Here is a 16,095-nt window from a genome sequence, read left to right on the forward strand (position 1 = left end):
GGCGGGACCTGACGTACCGTCCGGCCGCGCGACAGGCGATCATTGGCCTGACTCAGCGTACGTCGGTCGACCGGTGGGGGTGGAGCGCGGTGCAGATGCGCCTGCACGTGGGTTGCGCGATGTGGACGCACAAGGCGTGGCAGGAACGCCTGCTCGGGCATCCGCGTACACCGCAGGACCGACTGCGCCACTACGCCAGTTGGTGCAACGCGGTCGAGGGCAACACGACGTTCTACGCGACACCGACGCGGGCGACGGTGGCCACCTGGGCGGACCAGGTCGATCCCGACTTCCGGTTCGTTCTGAAGCTGCCCAGGACCGTCACGCACGAGCACCGGCTGACCGGCGCCGACGGGCCGGTACACAGCTTCCTGACAGCGATCGAGCCGCTCGGGCCACGGGCCGACCCGCTCTGGATACAACTACCCGGATCGTTCGGCCCGCACGAGGTACCGGCGCTCGTGCGCTTCCTACGGCGGATGCCGGCGACGTACCGGTACGCCGTTGAGGTCCGCCATCCGGCGTTCTTCGTCGACGCCGCCGCTACCCGGACGTTGGAAGACGCGCTCGCCACCGTGGCCGCCGAGTGGATCCCCTTCGACACCACCGGGTTCTTCCGCAGCCCGCCGACCAGCGACGCGGAACGCGACGCCTGGACCAGCAAGCCCCGTACCCCGCTGCGGTCGCGCGCGTTGACCGACCGCCCCGTCGTGCGCTACCTCGGTCGCGACGACCCCGACCAGACGGCCGACGGATGGCGGCACTGGGTCGATGCCACCGTGACCTGGCTGCGTGAGGGCCGCTCGCCGACCATGTTCATCCACACCCCGGACAACCGCGAGGCGCCGGTGCTCGCGCGCCGTTTCCATGACGAGGTGCGCGCCCGGGTGCCCGAGCTCGAGGCATTGCCGCAGCCGACACCGGCCGGGCCGGCGACCCTGTTCTGACCACCGGTACACGCCGGCCGATGCCCCGGACCGCGTCTTGACAGGCGTCTGACCAGCGGCGATAGTTCCCGGCGTCGGGACGACACGCCGTTTCGCGCCGAGGAGGAGGCACCAGTGAGCCGAACCGAGAGCCTGCGGCATGCCCGGCAGGGCCGTCCCCGGCCGGCCGAGCAGGCGGCGACGATCGAACCCGCCCGCCGCGAGGGCGACCTGCTCTGGCTCTCCGGCCAGGTCGCCATGGCCGACGGCGGGTTGCTGGCCACCGGCCGGGTGGGTGCCGAGGTCGACCTCGGGCAGGCCCGTCGTTGTGCCCGGCAGTGCGCCATCAACCTGCTGTCCGTCGTCGAGCAGACGATCGGCCTGGACGCGGTCGGGTCGGTGCTCCGGTTGGCTGTCTATGTCGCCAGCGACCCGACCTTCACCGACCAGCATCTGGTCGCCCACGCGGCCACGGACGTGTTCTCCGAGGTGATCGGCGGCCCACCGCACGTGCGGACCGCACTCGGTGTGGCGACGCTGCCGTTGGGCAGCCCGGTGGAGGCCGACGCGGTCCTGGTACTGCGCGGCTAGCCGATCCTCGCCGCGGATCAGGCCGAAGCGCCGGATCCGTGTGCGGCGGCGGCCGACGTCTCGGCGGTGCTCGTCGCCGCCCCGGTGTGGCGTGCCGGTGTCGGCGGCCGGGCCCCGAGCTGACCGCCGGTTCCGACCAGCGGCGGTTCCGGCTGGCAGAGGGCGGCCAGGTCGTCGGTCAGATCGTCGGGTCGGCCGTACGGGTCGAGCAGGTGCACGTGGACCGGGTCCAGCGCCGGGACGGGAACCTGGGAGATCAGCGGATGCAGCGGGCGAGCGTCGCGTTCGGCGCGACCGAGCAGGTCCTCGTGCAGCTTCTCGCCGGGGCGCAGACCGGTGTAGACGATGGTGACAGGGTTGTCGTACTGCTCGGCGATGCTGCGGGCGACGTCCGCGATCCGCACCGGTCTGCCCATGTCGAGCACCAACGCCTCACCGTCGCGACCGATCGCCGCGGCCTGGATGACCAGCTGCACCGCCTCCTGGACGGTCATGAAGTACCGGGTCACCTCGGGATCGGTGACGGTTATCGGTTTGCCTGCGGCTGCCTGGGCGCAGAATGCGTGCAGGACCGACCCGCGGCTGCCGAGCACGTTGCCGAACCGTACGCTGAGGAAGGTGCCCGGATTGACGCCGGCGGCGAACGCGGTCAGTCGTTCGGTGATCCGTTTCGAGTAGCCGAGCACACTGGTCGGATCGGCGGCTTTGTCGGTCGAGATGTTGACGAAGCGTTCCACCGCGGCGGCGGCCTCCAGCAACGTCTGGGTGCCCCAGACGTTGCTCTTGACCGCTTCCCCGGGATGGCGCTCCAACAAGGTCAGGTGCTTGAGGGCGGCGGCGTGGAACACCACCTCCGGCCGGCGGGTCCGGATGATGGCGCGGATCGCTTCGCTGTCGCGCAGGTCGGCGAGGATCAGGTCGGGGCTGTCCAGCAACGCCCGGCCACGAAGCGACAGTTGTACGGCGTGCAGCGCCGACTCGTCGCGGTCGAGCATCATCAGTTCCCCCGGCTGGAAGCGCTGGATCTGCCGGCAGAGTTCAGAGCCGATCGAACCGCCGGCTCCGGTGATCAGGACACGCTTGCCGGTCAGGTACCCGGCGATGGAATCCAGATCGGTCTCGATCTGGTGCCGGCCGAGCAGGTCGCTGTGGTCCGGGTCGCGCAGGTCGGTGACGGCCGGCTCGTTCTCCAGCAGTTCGCTGACCGACGGCACCACCTTGAACCGGGCGCCGGCCTGGTGGGCGAGTTGACGGACCTCGCGGATGAGCGCGGCGTCGGCGTTCGCGACCGCCGACACGACGGTGCTGGCACCGGTCGCGGCCACGGCGGCGGGAATGTCCTGGCGAGCGCCGAGCACCGGGACGCCGTTGAGCCGTAGTTGTCGTTTCGCGGGGTCGTCGTCGAGCAGGCCGACCGGCAGATACCGCCCGTCGGGCTCGTCGAGCATCGCCCGCAGCAGCGACTGCCCGGCGGAGCCGGCGCCGAAGAGCAACACCGGTTGGGCGTCCCGTCCACGGCTGCGCAGGCGCCGCTCGCGGCGTAGCCGGCGTAGGTAGCGCACACCGAGCATCTGGGTCAGGGCGAGGCACCCACCGACCAGGGGCGCGCTGGCCGGCACCGGGCGTTGCGGTGCTGCGAGATCGAGCAGGAGCAGCACCGCCATGGTGGTCAGTACGCAGCGCGACACCGCCCATACCTCGTCGAAGCTGCCCAGCCGGTACCGGTCCCGGTAGAGGTAGCCGGTGTGGGCGAGTGCGGTGTGCAGCACGACCGCGGCGAGTATGGCCAGCAGCAGGCCGTTGAGGTGCATGCCGGTGAGGGCGAACTCGTAGCGGGTCCAGGCCGCGACGACCAGCCCTGTGCACCAGGCGGCCAGATCGGCCAGCCACAGTCCGGCGACCGTGCGTTCGCGTGGGCGACGTGCGGTGGTGTCGTCAGGTCGGGTCGATAGCTCCATCACAGCCCCGTTCGATCGGCGTACGGGCGGGCCGGCCGGCAGTGCCGGCGGCGGTCGTCCCTGTCTCGTCCACTGGCTCTCGTCCACTGACTACGGACGGAAAGCTCGATGTCATTATTTCACCAGAAACATCCCTCTAATTGGGCTAATTAGTACAAGATGGGTTCGACAGGACTTGGTGGGAGCTTTGGAGGCCGTACCGATGGAACTGCGTGACTACCTCGACGCGGTACGGAAGCGATGGCTGTGGGTGGTGGCCGCGGTTGTCGTTGCGGTGGGTACCGCAGCGCTGATCAACGCGCGGGCTACCCCGCAGTACGCCACCTCGGTGACCTTCTTCGTGTCGACCGCCACCGTGCAGGGGGTGACCGATGCCTACCAGGGCGGCCTGTTCTCCCAGCAGCGGGTGAAGTCCTACAGCGGCCTGCTGACCAGCGACCGTCTCGCCGAGACCGTGGTGGACCGGCACAGCCTGGGGCTGACCGCCGGGCAGGTGCGCGCCCGGATCAGCGCGCGGCCGGTGCCGGACACCGTGATGCTGCAGGCGACGGTGACCGACAGCTCGCCGAACCGTTCGGAGGCGATCGCCGGGGCGATCGCCCGTGAGTTCGTCACCCTGGTGCAGCGGCTGGAAACCTCGCCCGGCGCGAGCCGTCCGGCGGTCAAGGTCGAGGTGATCGCGGGTCCCCGGCTCAACCCCGACCCGGTCGCCCCGCGGCCGGTACGCAATCTGAGCCTGGCGACGCTGCTCGGGCTGGTGGCCGGCGCCGGTCTGGCGTTGTTGCGTGGCCTGCTCGACACGACGGTCCGCACCGCCGACCAGGCGCAGGCGGTGACGTCGGCGGCGGTGCTCGGCACGATCCCGCTGGACGCCGCCGCGCGCCGGGAACCACTGATCGTCGGCCGGCAGGCTCACTCGCCCCGGGCCGAGGCATTCCGCCAGCTCCGGACCAATCTGCAGTACGCCGACATCGACAAGCCGTTACGCAGCCTGGTGGTGACGAGCGCGATGCCGGGCGAGGGCAAGACCACCACCGCCACCAACCTGGCGCTGGCCTTCGCCGAGGCAGGCAGTCGCGTGCTGCTGGTGGAGGCCGACCTGCGTCGCCCGCAGGCCACGTCCTATCTCGACATGGAGGGCGCGGTCGGGCTCACCAACGTGCTGGCCGGCCAGGCGGAGCTCGACGACGTGCTCCAGCCCTGGGGCGACAGCGGGCTGACCCTGCTGCCCAGCGGCTTCATTCCGCCGAATCCCAGCGAGCTGCTGGGCTCGCAGCAGATGGCCGACCTGCTGAGTACGCTGCGCCAACGGTTCGACGTCGTGATCGTGGACACCGCGCCGCTGCTGCCGGTCACCGACGCGGCGCCGATCGCCGCCCAGTCCGACGGGGCGATCCTGGTGGGACGGTGCGCCAAGACCACCGAGGCCCACCTGCTCGCGGCCGTGACCGCGCTTCGGGCGGTCGACGCCCGCCTGCTCGGCTGTGTGCTGAACATGGCCCCGCAGCGCAGCGGCGTGTACAACAACTACTACCAGGATCGACGCCGACGCCACCGCGGCGGACCGGCCCGGCAGCCCACCGTACGCGCCGTCGCCGTCGCGGCGGCCGATCAGCCGGGCCCGGACCGGTCCGGGCCGAATTCACCGGGCGCCGACCAGCGCGAGCCGGTCGGCAGCGGCGCGATCAGGGCTTCGTGATGAGATCCAGCAACACGTCGAGTGTCCGGCTGATCTGGTCGGCACAGTCGCGGAAGTCGGCCAACGGTCGAAGCACCGGATCGGCCAGGTCGTCCTGGCCGGCCGAGACGGGTTGGATCCGGCTACGGGCCGCGGCCGCAGCCGTGATCAGGCCCCGGGCCCGGGCGGTGGGTGTGTCGGCGGTGACACCGACGGCCGCGCCGGTGCCCACGGGCGCCGCGACGACGGCCCCGGCGAGCCGGCCGAACTGCCGGACGGTGAAGGTCCGGGCCACCGCCTGCGGTGCCAGGTTGACGCAGTGCGCCCGATGCCGGCGGCTGGCGGTCAGCACCAGATCGGCCGAGCCGAGGTGGCCGGCGCCGACCAACCGGCTGCGAAAGCCGGCGACGTCCGCCTGGCGCTCCCGCAACACGCGCTCGGTGTGCGGGTGCATCGGTTGGTCGGCCAGCGCGTGGGTGCCGGCGCTGTGTACGGCGAACACCTCGGCTTGCGCGCCCAGCCGGCATGCGATGGCATGCCGGGCCAACCGTTCGGCCATGGGCGAGCGGCAGATGTTCGCCCGGCACACGAACAGGATGGTGAAACGGTCGTCATCCGGGACGGTGACGTCATCGTCGGTCAACGGTGCCAGCCATTCCGCGGCGCCCTCGTTGCCCTGCCCGGTCGCGATGATCCGGCGACTGCGCCTCAGGGGGACGCCGCAACCGGCCCTGAGCTCGGGTCTCGTGCAGCCTAGCGGCTGGTCGACGCTCTCGGCCGGAGCATCGCGATGACCGGCCGGATCCATCTGTCCGCGCCCGACGTGGGCGATCTGGAGGCGGAGTTCGTGGTGAGCGCGTTGCGCTCCGGGTGGGTCGCGCCGTCGGGGCCGGAGGTGGACGAGTTCGAGCGCGAACTCGCCGGCCGGGTCGGCGCGCAGTACGCGGTGGCGGTGAGTTCGGGCACCGCAGGTCTGCACCTGGCCCTGCTCGCGCTCGGCGTCGGCGCGGGACAGTCGGTGGTGGTGCCGACGTTGACGTTCGCGGCTACCGCCAACGCGGTCGCGTACACCGGAGCCGTACCGATTTTCGTCGACTGTGATCCGGCTACCGGAAACATCGACAGTGGGCTGCTCGGCGAAGCGCTCGATCGCCGCGACGCACCCTGGCCCCCGGTGACCGCGGTGATCCCGGTGGACATGTTCGGCCGCTGCGCCGACTACGACGCGATCCTGCCGCTGTGCGCGGCGCACCGGGTACCGGTCGTGGCTGACGCGGCGGAGGCGCTCGGTGCGGCACTGCACGGTCGTCCGGCGGGATCGTTCGGCCGTGCGAGTGTCCTCTCGTTCAACGGCAACAAGATCATGACCACCTCGGGCGGCGGGATGGTGACCACCGACGACCAGACGCTGGCCGCTCACTGCCGCTATCTGGCCGGCCAGGCCCGCCAGCCGGTGGCCCACTACGAGCACACCGACATCGGCTACAACTACCGGTTGAGCAATCTGCTGGCCGCGCTCGGTCGGGCGCAGCTACGTCGACTCGACTCGATGATCGCCCGACGCCGGGAACTGCGCCAGCGTTACGCCAAGACCTTCGCCGCGGTGCCGGGGGTGAACCTGCTGGGCGATCTCGGCGACGCCGCCGATCAGGGCGCCAACGCCTGGTTGACGGTGATCGTGGTGGACCCGCAGCGGGCCGGCTGGGATGTCGGTGCGCTCGCCCGGTACCTCGCCGGACGACACATCGAGACCCGACCAGTATGGAAGCCGATGCATCGCCAGCCGGTGCACGCCGGCGCGTACCGGCTGGTCACCGGCGCGGCCGACCAACTGTTCGGCACCGGGCTCGCCCTGCCCAGCGGGTCGTCATTGGGTGACGAGCAGATCGTCGAGGTGCTGGCGGCGATCGACAGGTTTCTCGACGGCGACCGGAGCGGGCGATGAGTTCCCGCGATCTGGTCATCGTCGGCTGCGGCGGGCACGGTCGCGAGGTGTTCGGCATCGTCACCGCGATCAACCGGTGCGTCGCCGGTCGACCCTGGCGGGTACTCGGCTTCGTCGACGACGATCCGAGCCCGGCCGACAAGGAGTCGCTGGACCGCCTCGGTGTGCCGCTGCTCGGCGCGGTGAGCTGGCTGACCACCACGACCGCACCACCGGCCTACGTGATCGGCATCGGCGTTCCCGCCTACCGTCGCGCGGTGGGTCGGCGTATCGACGCGGCCGTGGTGAACCCGGCCGGCGGAGCGCGGCCGGCTGCCGCGACCCTGGTCCATCCGAGTGCGACGGTCGGGTTGGCCAGCCGTCTCGGCCCCGGCACGGTGCTGTTCGCCGGAGCACGGGTGACCACGAACGTCAGGCTCGGTCGGCACGTGCATCTGAACCAGAACAGCGTCGTCGGGCATGACACCACGATGGACGACTACTGCTCGGTCAACCCGTTGGCGGCGGTCTCCGGCAGTTGCCGGCTGGCCGAGGCGGTGCTGGTCGGCACGACCGCGGCGATCCTGCAGGGTCTGCGGGTCGGCGCCGGTGCGACCGTCGGCGCCGGTGCCTGCGTGGTGCGCGACGTACCGGCGGGCGCGGTGGTCAAGGGCGTACCGGCGCGATGAGGCGGTCGAGAGGGCGCCGTCGGCACCTCGCGCCCGACGCGCCGGTGGACGCGGGGGCGAGCGTGCGCGTCGTGGTGATGCTCAAGACCACCGAAGGCGGGCGGTGGATCATGCCGCAGGTCGAGGAGCTGCGCCGGCGCGGCAACGACGTGACCGTCGTCCTGCCGCCCGGCGCCGGACGACTGCGTGAGCAGCTGGACCGCGCCGGGGTACCGATGGCCGACTCACCCTTTCGTTTCCGGTTCCGGCCATCGCCGTCGACGCCGCTGCAGTTGTGGCGGCTGCGGCGGTTGCTGCGCCGGCTGCGGCCGGACGTGGTCCAGTGCCACCACTACCATGCGGCGCTGGCGGTCCGCCTGTGCTCGCCAGGGCTCGGCGTGGCCCGGGTCTTCATGGTGCCGGGACCGCTGTTTCTGGAATCACGGTGGATCCGTGCCGTCGAGCGGCTGCTGGTCCGGCTCGACGACGTCGTGATCGCCGGCAGCGTTCACACCGCGGCGCTCTACCGTCGGCTCGGCATGCCCGAGCACCGGGTCAGCATGGTGCCGTACGGAGTGGACACCGCCGCGTTCGTTCCGGCCGACACCGCCGCCCGGGTCGTCGCCCGCCGTCAGTTCGGCCTGCCGGACGACGTGTTCGTGGTGATCATGGTTGCCTATGTGTACGCCCCCCGGTCGATCGTGCACCGCGGGCTCGGCATCAAGGGCCACGACGTCCTGCTGGCGGCCTGGCGTGCCTTCCGAAGCGAGCGTCCGCGGTCGCGGCTGGTTCTGGTCGGCGCGGGGTGGGACGCGGCGGGGGAGGAGCACCGGCAGGACCTGATCAGCCGGTTCGACGTGCTGGGTGATCCGAGCATCGACTGGTTCGCCGGCGTCGTCGATGTTCGTCGGTACTACGCGACGGCCGATCTGAGCGTCAGTCCGTCGCGATCGGAGAACCACGGGGCGGCGCTGGAGGCCGGGGCATCCGGTGTCGCCTCCATCGTGTCGACGGCCGGTGGCCTTGGCGAAACGGTCGATGCGGCGTGTGGCTGGGTGGTCCCGGCGGGGGACGTCGCGGCGCTGACCGCCGCGTTGCGGGCGGCCGAGGCCGAGTTCCGGTCAGGTGCGCTGACCCGGCGCGGCCGGCTCGCCCGCGAGCGTACCGAGAGACTGTTCGACAGTGGTGACTGCGCGCGGGCGATGGCCGACGTGGTGGAGGCTGCCGGTGGCGGGCATCGGTCGCCGACGCGGCGCCGGACGGTCGGGGCCGCGCGACGCTGACCCGCGTGGCGGTTGCCGTCGGGGCAGGCATCCCGGCGGTCCATGGGATCAGGTGGAAACCGACGAAATGCCCTAACAGCCTGTTACCGTCATAGCGGATAGCACATCTTGCTGGCGTTGCGGGGGGCACAGTGGAGAAACTGCCAGGACCAGCGGCGGGCACTGTCGCGGTCAGCACCGAGTCGCGGCTGCAGCGCACGCCCGACGGAGCGGTGTGGGCCAGGGTCGGGCCGGCGCACTCCTTCTGGACCCGATATCTGTCGGCGTTCGAGCGGGTACGGCTGCTCGCCCGGGTCACCGACGTCACGACGGCACCGGCCGACGGGTCGCGGGTGGACGGCCTCGGCGTCGAGGTCTGGCCACTGCCGTACTACGTCGGTCCGGGCGGCTACCTGCTGCGTCGACGGTCGCTGCGCCGGTCGTTGCAGGCGGCGGTCCGCGGTGTCGAGGCCGTCATCCTGCGGGTTCCGTCGCCGATCGCCGCGACGCTGGTCCCGATCCTGCGCCGGCAGCACCGCGGCTACGTGGTGGAGGTGGTCGGCGATCCGTACGACGTGTTCGCCCCGGGCGTGGTGGATCATCCGCTGCGGCCGCTGGTCCGCCGCTGGGCCGTCCGTCGGCTGCGGGATCAGTGCCGCCACGCCACCGGTGCCGCGTACGTCACCGAGACCCACCTGCAGGCCCGCTACCCACCCGGCCCGCACACGGTCAGCGCCTGGTACTCCAGTATCGATCTGCGGGCGGGAGCGTTCGTCGGCGAGCCGCGGCCGGCGCCACCGGCCGGCGCCCCGGTCACCCTGGTCTGTGTCGGCGCACTCGAACAGATGTACAAAGGCGTCGACGTGTTGCTGCTGGCGATGCGCCGGTTGATCGACGACGGTATCGCGCTGCGCCTGGTGCACGTCGGTGACGGCCGGTTCCGGCCGGGGCTGCAACGGCTCGCGGCCGCGCACGGTCTGGCCGGGCAGGTCACCTTCACCGGGAACCTGCCGGCGAGCGAGGTCCGGGCCCAGCTCGACGGCGCGGACCTGTTCGTGCTGCCGTCGCGCACCGAAGGGCTGTCGCGGGCTCTGGTCGAGGCGATGGCGCGCGCACTGCCGGCGATCGCGACGTCGGTCGGCGGGCTGCCCGAACTGCTCGATCCGGACTGCCTGGTCCGGGCGGGAGACCCGACCGCGCTGGCCACCGCCATCCGGGGCCTGCTGGACGACCCCGCGCGAATGGCCCGGGCCTCGGCGCGCAACCTGGCGCGCGCCAGCGACTACCGGGCCGAGGTGCTGGCGCCGCGGCGGGCCGCCTTCTACCGGACGATCCGGCTGGCGTGCCGCCCGTCGCCGGTCGAACCGGCCGTCGTGCCGCGCGAACATGTCGCCGCGAACTGAGCCCGGGACCCCTCGATGAGGAGTGGCATGTATCCAGGTACCCGTTCCCGGCTGTTGATCACCGGCGGTGCCGGGTTCATCGGAGCGAATCTGAGCCGCGCCGCACTGGCCGACCCGGCCATCGCCGACGTACGGATTCTCGACGACCTGTCGACGGGCACCCGGCGGGCGCTGGACGGCGTCGACGTCGAGTTCGTACACGGTTCGTTGCTCGATCCCGACGCGCTGCGGCGGGCGGTGCGCGATCGTGACGCCGTCGTACATCTCGGGGCACTGCCGAGCGTGCCCCGTTCGGTGCGGGATCCGGTCGCGTCGCACCACGCCAACGCGACCGGAACGCTGCTGCTGCTGCAGGCGGCCCGCCGGTACGACGTCGGGCAGGTGATCGTCGCCTCGTCGTCGTCGGTGTACGGCGCCAACCCGGTGCTACCGAAAAGCGAGCTGGACTGGACCCGGCCGCTGAGCCCGTACGCGGTGAGCAAGCTGGCCACCGAGGCGTACGCTCTGGCCTTCGCCAGTACCTACCAGCTCAGCACCCTCGCGTTCCGGTTCTTCAACGTCTACGGCCCCGGCCAGCGACACGACCATCCGTACGCCGCGGTCATCCCGAGGTTCGTACACTCCGCGCTGCGCGCCGAGCCGCTCGTCTGCTACGGCGACGGGCTGCAGTCGCGGGACTTCACCTACGTCGACACGGTCACCGCGGTGCTGCTCGACGCGGTACGCCGTCGGGTGACCCACGATCAGCCGGTCAACCTGGCACTGGGTAGCAGGCTGCGGCTGCGCGACGTCGTCGCGGAGTTGGAGCGCGTCGTCGGTCATCCGATCGTGGTACGGCACGAGCCGCCGCGCCCCGGGGACGTGCGGCACTCGCAGGCGTGCGACGCGTTACTGCGGGAGCTGTTTCCACAGGTCGAGCCGGTGCCGTTGGCGCAGGGACTGGCGGCCACCGTGGACTGGTTCCGCTGCGCCCACTCGGGAAGACTCACAGGAGTTCGACGCGGGCGGCGGCAGGTGCCCGTCGGCGGGTGTCCAACACCAACGGTGCCTCGCTGAGCAGCTGGTAGTCGATGGCGTCGTGATCGGTGAGAACGACGACCGCGTCCGCGGCCCGCACCTGGTCGACGGTCAGCCGTACCGGCAGCACGAAGCCGGGCATCTGCTCCGGCCGCAGGTGCGGATCGACCGCGCGGACTCGGGCACCGGCCAGATGCAGCAGTTCCGCGACGCGTACCGCCGGGGATTCCCGGCAGTCACCGGTGTTGCCCTTGTAGGCGAGGCCGACCAGCAGTACCACCGCGCCGTTGACCGTGCGACTGCGCCGGTTCAGCGCGCTGGTCAGCCGCTCCACCACGTAGCTCGGCATGTAGTTGTTCACGTCGTTGGCCAGCTCGACGAAGCGGAAGCTGCGGCCGAGGGTGCGTTTGACCTCCCACGACAGGTAGGACGGATCCACCGGCAGGCAGTGCCCGCCCACACCGGGGCCCGGGGTGAACCGCATGAATCCGAACGGTTTGGTGCTGGCCGCGTCGATGGCCGACCAGATGTCGATGCCGAGCATGTGGGCGTACATCGCCAGTTCGTTGACCAGCGCGATGTTCACGTGCCGGAACGTGTTCTCCAGCAACTTGGTGGTCTCGGCCTCGCGGGTGCCGGGCACCACGACCGTACGCTCCACCAGTCGGTCGTAGAACGCCTGGACCGCCCGCAGTGACTCGTCGTCGATGCCGCTGACTACCTTGGGAGTATTGACGAAGGTCCACCGGGGGTTGCCCGGGTCGATGCGTTCCGGGCTGTAGCCCAGGTGGAAGTCGAGCCCGGCCTGGAGTCCGCTGCCCTTTTCCAACAGCGGCCGTAACAGCTCGTCGGTGGTGCCGGGGTAGGTGGTCGACTCGAGGATCACCGTCGCGCCGACGCTCAGGTGGGCGGCCAGGCGCCGGGCGGCGTCCTCGATGTGCCGTAGATCCGGGGCTCCGTCGTGCAGCGGCGTGGGTACCGTGATGACGGCGGTCGAGAAGCCGGCGGCCAGCGCGTAGTCGGTGGTCGCGGTGTACCGGCCGCCGGCCAGCGCGGCGGCCAGCATGGTATCGGGGACGTCCTCGACGTACGAGACGCCGGCCAGCAGCATGCGGACCCGTTCGACGCTGGTGTCCAGGCCGACGACCTGGTGGCCGACCTGCACCGCGCGCATCGCGACGGGCAGTCCGACGTATCCCTGACCGATGACCACCACCGGCCCGCTTGCCGTGTCCATTGACATCCCCGAGAAGCTTAATACGGACATAACGCATCTAAGCATCTGGTGTCCGGCGGTGGAGCGAGTGCCCGAAAATCCGTTCGCGCATGTCGGCTTGCGGGTCTGACAATCGGTGGGTGTCAACTGCCATCGAGCCTGTCCTACTGCCACCGGGATACACCACCCGTGCGCCGGACACCACGGACGCGTCCGCCATCTTCGCGTTGGTTTCGACGCACACCACGGCGGTGATCGGGTTTGCCGATTACACCCTGGCGGAGGTCGTCGACGAACTCACCGCCCCGGATTTCGATCCGGGACACGACGGATGGCTGGTGCACGACCCGGGCGCAACCCTGGTCGGTTGGGGCTGGGCCTGCCGCAAGGGCACCAGCGGCACCATCGATATCGACGCGTACCACGCCGCCGGCGAGTCGGCGGTCGGTGACTGGCTCTGGCAGCGGGTCCAACGGCGGGCCGTCGAGATCGCCGCCGGACTCGGCCACCGGCGCGCCGTGCTGGACACCGGCTGCTACCGCGAGGACGGCGCGACAGCCGCTCGACTCGCCGGCGCCGGCTTCACCGTCGCAACCGTGTTCAACCGGATGTTCATCGCGCACGAACCGGGTACACCGCGACCGGTCCCGCCGACCCCCGACGGCATCGCGATCCGGTCCACCGGCCGGGATCCGCAGGTCCGTCGCGACGGCTGGACCGTCCACCAGGCGGCCTTCGCGGACCACTTCGGGTTCGCTGCCAAGTCCTTTCCCGACTGGGTCGATCACCTGCAGGCGCACAGCACCCATGACTGGGCGCTCGGCGAGGTGGCCTACGCCGGTGCCGTCGCCGTCGCGATGGTGCTGCGGTCACACGCCTTCGTCGCCGACGAGCGATCCGGATACGTGTGGCTGCTCGCGGTGCACCCGCACTGGCAAGGACGAGGCCTGGGCCGGCTGCTGCTGCGCCGGGCGTTCGCCGCGGACGTCGCCGACCAGCGGCGGGGCACCTTCCTGCACGTCGACACCGACCCACGGCGGCCGGCCCTGGGCCTCTACCTGACCGAGGGCATGCGGCCGGTACAGGTCATCGACGCCTGGCGTCGGGTCGTCACGGTGGCGGGCTGAGCGCGGCCACGGTACGGCGCAGCGCCTCGTCGAAGACATCGCCGTCCAGGGCGGTCAGCGACGCGGTCATGGTCACCAGGACGAGGGTGGTGCCGACCTGTGATACGGCGAGTGCCGTCGTGGCGCTCACCCGGCTGGCCCCACTGCCCAACGTGCTGATCAGGTCCACCCGCCAGGCGCGCTCGCCGGCCTCCGGCGCCGGCCGGGTGAGCGCCTGCACCCGCAACCCGGACGGGGTGTCGGTGAGTTCCCGGCAGGCCGAGGCCGCCCGCCGGGTAGCGGCGAAGAACAGCTCCACCGGCTCGCCGTAGGACACGATGTCGATCTGCAAGGTGAGACGGGACAGACCCACCCCGCCGGGGGACGTGACCGCGGCGTACCGCGCGACGCCGTGGCCGATCCGGTGCGGGCGCATGCTCCGCAGGTAAGCGTCGATGATCGACCGATGGCAGCTGGCCGGCCGCTGACCTGCCGGGGGCGGGGCGGGCAGCGGATCGGCCTGCCACCGGGGACCGAGCACCACCTCGACCGACCGGGCCGCCAGGTTCGCCGCAGCGGTGCCGACGGCGCTCGTAACCGGCCCGGGCCGGTCCTGCGGCGGTGTGGCGGATCGGGCGGGCGTCGGTGCCGGTCCGGCCGCTTGACCGTGGGTGGTGCCGGGCGCGACCGGCGGTATCCGAGCGGGCAACCCGGTGGCGGGAAACACCGCGGCGCCTGCGGCGAGCCCGGCCAGCGTGCCGGCCACCGCGCTGACCCGGTGCCAGTGCCTGCGGGCGTCGCGACCACCCGGGGTGAGTGGTGTCGGCAGGCCGGCCAGCGTCAGCGCCGCGCACACCGCGCTGACGCCGACCCACAGACGCGGATCGGCGGACGGCGCCACGTGCCAGGCCACAGCGGCCACCGTCAACGCACCGGCGCCGGCGACCGCTCCGGCGGCCGAGCCGGCCAACCAGGCACCCGCCACGGACGGCCGGGGCGGGTGCCGTCCGGGCCCGGGCAGCCGCAGCGCCAGCCCGGCCACCACGGCGGCGAGCAGAAGGAACCGGACCGCGTCGAACCACGACACGCCAATGGTGGTGCGTCCGCACGCGATCACCAGGACGAGTCCAGCCGCGCACGGCATGACCAGCCGCGGCCAGCCGCCGTCCATCGGTGGCCAGCCGGCGTGACTCGTGCCGAGCAGGTCGAGCTGGGTGCGTACCAGCGGGTCGAAACGCGCCGGCGCGACGGGCTGAGCCGCCACCACCGCCGGAACGACGACGGTCGCCGGGCGGCCCGGAACCCGCACGCTGGTCGCCCGTTGCCCACCGACCCGCAGTCGCGGTCGTCGCGGGCCGTCACACCGATGCTGCCGGCAGAGCTCGACGAAGCGCGCCTGGAGCAGCGGATGCGCCGGGCGGGTCGCGGCCAGCCGGGTCCGCTGCCAGAGCCCGACCAGCAGCGCCGTACCCAGCCCGGCGCCGAGCGTGCCGGCGGCGGCACTGAGCATCAGTAGCCCGACCGGCCTGGTCGCCCGGGTCAGGCAGGCCGCGTAGCCGGTGGATCCCGCCGGGCACAGCGCCAGCGCGTTGGCGTACGCGAGGCCAGTCGCCCGGTGCGTGGTCGCCACCAGCCATCCGGCCGCCGCCCCGAGCACGGCGAGCGCGACGGCGGCCAGCAGCAGCGACGAGACGGCGCGACGCGTCCGGCGTGCAGGCCGTAGGCCGGGTTGCCCGTCGAACGGCTGGGGGGCGGTCATGATCTCGCAACCTTTCGCCATTGCGCTAAGTACGAAGAAAGTCACCCTGTGTTGCATATGATGCGGTACGGCAGCCCGTGCGGTCCATACCCCGATCCGCGCGGCTGGATCCCGCCCCGGAGAGGCACGAGCGGATGGACGAACGCGTCGGCACCGCGGAACGCGATCAGGTCGTCGGACTGCTCGGCCAGGCCCTGAGCGAGGGCTACCTGGGCCTTGCCGAGTACGAACACCGGGTGAGCGTGGCGACCGCTGCGCGGACCACCGGCGAACTCGTCGCACAGCTTCGGGATTTGCCGCGACGGTTCGACTGGAAGCCTGGTACCGAGCTGGCCGGGAGGCTGCCGTCGGCCGGGCGTGCCGTCGCTACCCGTACGTCGATCGCGTTGCTGCTGGCGATCGGCGCCCTGCCGCTGTCCGCCTGCTACGGCATCGGTGGACTGCTCGGCCTGGCCGCGATCGGGCTCGGCCGTGCCGGCCTGCGTACCGGCGACCAGCGAACCAAGGCGTTCGTCGCCATCGGGGTGGGCCTGTCCAGCGTCGTGCTGTCGATCGTGGTCGGGGTGCTGCTGGTCGTCGTCGGCTGA

At 71.7% G+C, this 16,095-nt stretch carries 14 protein-coding genes; 10 read left to right on the top strand and 4 right to left on the bottom strand.

Annotated features, from left to right (window positions below):
* Window positions 1-119: 119 nt before the first annotated feature.
* Both ACN27F_RS00805 and ACN27F_RS00810 read left to right on the top strand, forming a co-directional pair.
* The gene (locus tag ACN27F_RS00805; protein ID WP_421439879.1) at window positions 120-947 is read left to right on the top strand and encodes a DUF72 domain-containing protein; all 828 of its coding nucleotides are present in this window, start codon (window positions 120-122) and stop codon (window positions 945-947) included.
* Window positions 948-1,061: 114 nt separating this feature from the next.
* A complete protein-coding gene (locus ACN27F_RS00810) occupies window positions 1,062-1,517 on the top strand; it encodes a RidA family protein (protein WP_421430616.1) in 456 nt (151 codons plus the stop codon).
* Window positions 1,518-1,534: 17 nt separating this feature from the next.
* Here the strand turns inward: ACN27F_RS00810 and ACN27F_RS00815 are convergent, their stop codons facing one another.
* Entirely contained in the window at window positions 1,535-3,475 is a 1,941-nt protein-coding gene (locus tag ACN27F_RS00815; RefSeq protein WP_421430617.1) for a polysaccharide biosynthesis protein, read from the bottom strand.
* Between the two features lie 202 nt (window positions 3,476-3,677).
* Between ACN27F_RS00815 and ACN27F_RS00820 the strand changes: the two genes are divergently transcribed.
* Window positions 3,678-5,174 carry a polysaccharide biosynthesis tyrosine autokinase gene (locus ACN27F_RS00820; RefSeq protein WP_421430618.1) on the top strand — a complete coding sequence of 499 codons (1,497 nt, stop codon included), beginning with the start codon at window positions 3,678-3,680 and terminating at the stop codon, window positions 5,172-5,174.
* Here ACN27F_RS00820 and ACN27F_RS00825 read toward each other — a convergent pair.
* Window positions 5,161-5,796, bottom strand: a complete 636-nt coding sequence (locus ACN27F_RS00825) for a low molecular weight phosphatase family protein (protein WP_421430619.1) — start codon at window positions 5,794-5,796, stop codon at window positions 5,161-5,163. The two genes, ACN27F_RS00820 and ACN27F_RS00825, sit on opposite strands and share 14 nt — an antisense overlap.
* A gap of 147 nt (window positions 5,797-5,943) precedes the next feature.
* Here ACN27F_RS00825 and ACN27F_RS00830 point away from each other — a divergent pair, with 147 nt between their 5' ends.
* From ACN27F_RS00830 to ACN27F_RS00850, 5 genes are all read left to right on the top strand, one after another.
* Window positions 5,944-7,098, top strand: coding sequence for a DegT/DnrJ/EryC1/StrS family aminotransferase (locus tag ACN27F_RS00830; RefSeq protein ID WP_421430620.1), 1,155 nt, complete (start codon window positions 5,944-5,946; stop codon window positions 7,096-7,098).
* On the top strand, window positions 7,095-7,766 hold the full coding sequence (locus tag ACN27F_RS00835) for a NeuD/PglB/VioB family sugar acetyltransferase (RefSeq protein WP_421430621.1): 672 nt from the start codon (window positions 7,095-7,097) through the stop codon (window positions 7,764-7,766). Before ACN27F_RS00830 ends, ACN27F_RS00835 begins: the two co-directional genes overlap by 4 nt.
* Entirely contained in the window at window positions 7,763-9,028 is a 1,266-nt protein-coding gene (locus tag ACN27F_RS00840; protein ID WP_421430622.1) for a glycosyltransferase family 4 protein, read from the top strand. The genes ACN27F_RS00835 and ACN27F_RS00840 overlap by 4 nt, the downstream gene beginning before the upstream one ends.
* A 131-nt stretch (window positions 9,029-9,159) precedes the next feature.
* Window positions 9,160-10,410, top strand: coding sequence for a glycosyltransferase (locus ACN27F_RS00845; protein ID WP_421430623.1), 1,251 nt, complete (start codon window positions 9,160-9,162; stop codon window positions 10,408-10,410).
* Window positions 10,411-10,437: 27 nt separating this feature from the next.
* Window positions 10,438-11,466, top strand: a complete 1,029-nt coding sequence (locus ACN27F_RS00850) for an NAD-dependent epimerase/dehydratase family protein (RefSeq protein WP_421430624.1) — start codon at window positions 10,438-10,440, stop codon at window positions 11,464-11,466.
* On the opposite strand, the gene ACN27F_RS00855 is transcribed toward ACN27F_RS00850, so the two are convergent.
* On the bottom strand, window positions 11,396-12,664 hold the full coding sequence (locus tag ACN27F_RS00855; protein WP_421430625.1) for a nucleotide sugar dehydrogenase: 1,269 nt from the start codon (window positions 12,662-12,664) through the stop codon (window positions 11,396-11,398). The two genes, ACN27F_RS00850 and ACN27F_RS00855, sit on opposite strands and share 71 nt — an antisense overlap.
* A gap of 119 nt (window positions 12,665-12,783) precedes the next feature.
* Between ACN27F_RS00855 and ACN27F_RS00860 the strand changes: the two genes are divergently transcribed.
* Window positions 12,784-13,770 (top strand): GNAT family N-acetyltransferase, encoded by a 987-nt coding sequence (locus tag ACN27F_RS00860; RefSeq protein ID WP_421430626.1) that lies wholly within the window; start codon window positions 12,784-12,786, stop codon window positions 13,768-13,770.
* On the opposite strand, the gene ACN27F_RS00865 is transcribed toward ACN27F_RS00860, so the two are convergent.
* Window positions 13,754-15,508: a hypothetical protein gene (locus tag ACN27F_RS00865; RefSeq protein ID WP_421430627.1), complete on the bottom strand. Its 1,755-nt coding sequence runs from the start codon at window positions 15,506-15,508 to the stop codon at window positions 13,754-13,756. The genes ACN27F_RS00860 and ACN27F_RS00865 overlap by 17 nt on opposite strands.
* Window positions 15,509-15,642: 134 nt before the next feature.
* Between ACN27F_RS00865 and ACN27F_RS00870 the strand changes: the two genes are divergently transcribed.
* Window positions 15,643-16,095, top strand: coding sequence for a DUF1707 SHOCT-like domain-containing protein (locus ACN27F_RS00870; RefSeq protein ID WP_421430628.1), 453 nt, complete (start codon window positions 15,643-15,645; stop codon window positions 16,093-16,095).

It is taken from the genome of Solwaraspora sp. WMMB335 (genome assembly GCF_049179075.1).
GTDB lineage: Bacteria > Actinomycetota > Actinomycetes > Mycobacteriales > Micromonosporaceae > Micromonospora_E.

Coding starts and splice junctions, on each gene's coding strand:
- ACN27F_RS00805 (WP_421439879.1), top strand. CDS start 120: ATGTGGACGCACAAGGCGTGGCAGGAACGCCTGCTCGGGCATCCGCGT.
- ACN27F_RS00815 (WP_421430617.1), bottom strand. CDS start 3,475: ATGGAGCTATCGACCCGACCTGACGACACCACCGCACGTCGCCCACGC.
- ACN27F_RS00820 (WP_421430618.1), top strand. CDS start 3,678: ATGGAACTGCGTGACTACCTCGACGCGGTACGGAAGCGATGGCTGTGG.
- ACN27F_RS00830 (WP_421430620.1), top strand. CDS start 5,944: ATGACCGGCCGGATCCATCTGTCCGCGCCCGACGTGGGCGATCTGGAG.
- ACN27F_RS00835 (WP_421430621.1), top strand. CDS start 7,095: ATGAGTTCCCGCGATCTGGTCATCGTCGGCTGCGGCGGGCACGGTCGC.
- ACN27F_RS00840 (WP_421430622.1), top strand. CDS start 7,763: ATGAGGCGGTCGAGAGGGCGCCGTCGGCACCTCGCGCCCGACGCGCCG.
- ACN27F_RS00850 (WP_421430624.1), top strand. CDS start 10,438: ATGTATCCAGGTACCCGTTCCCGGCTGTTGATCACCGGCGGTGCCGGG.
- ACN27F_RS00855 (WP_421430625.1), bottom strand. CDS start 12,664: ATGGACACGGCAAGCGGGCCGGTGGTGGTCATCGGTCAGGGATACGTC.
- ACN27F_RS00865 (WP_421430627.1), bottom strand. CDS start 15,508: ATGACCGCCCCCCAGCCGTTCGACGGGCAACCCGGCCTACGGCCTGCA.
- ACN27F_RS00870 (WP_421430628.1), top strand. CDS start 15,643: ATGGACGAACGCGTCGGCACCGCGGAACGCGATCAGGTCGTCGGACTG.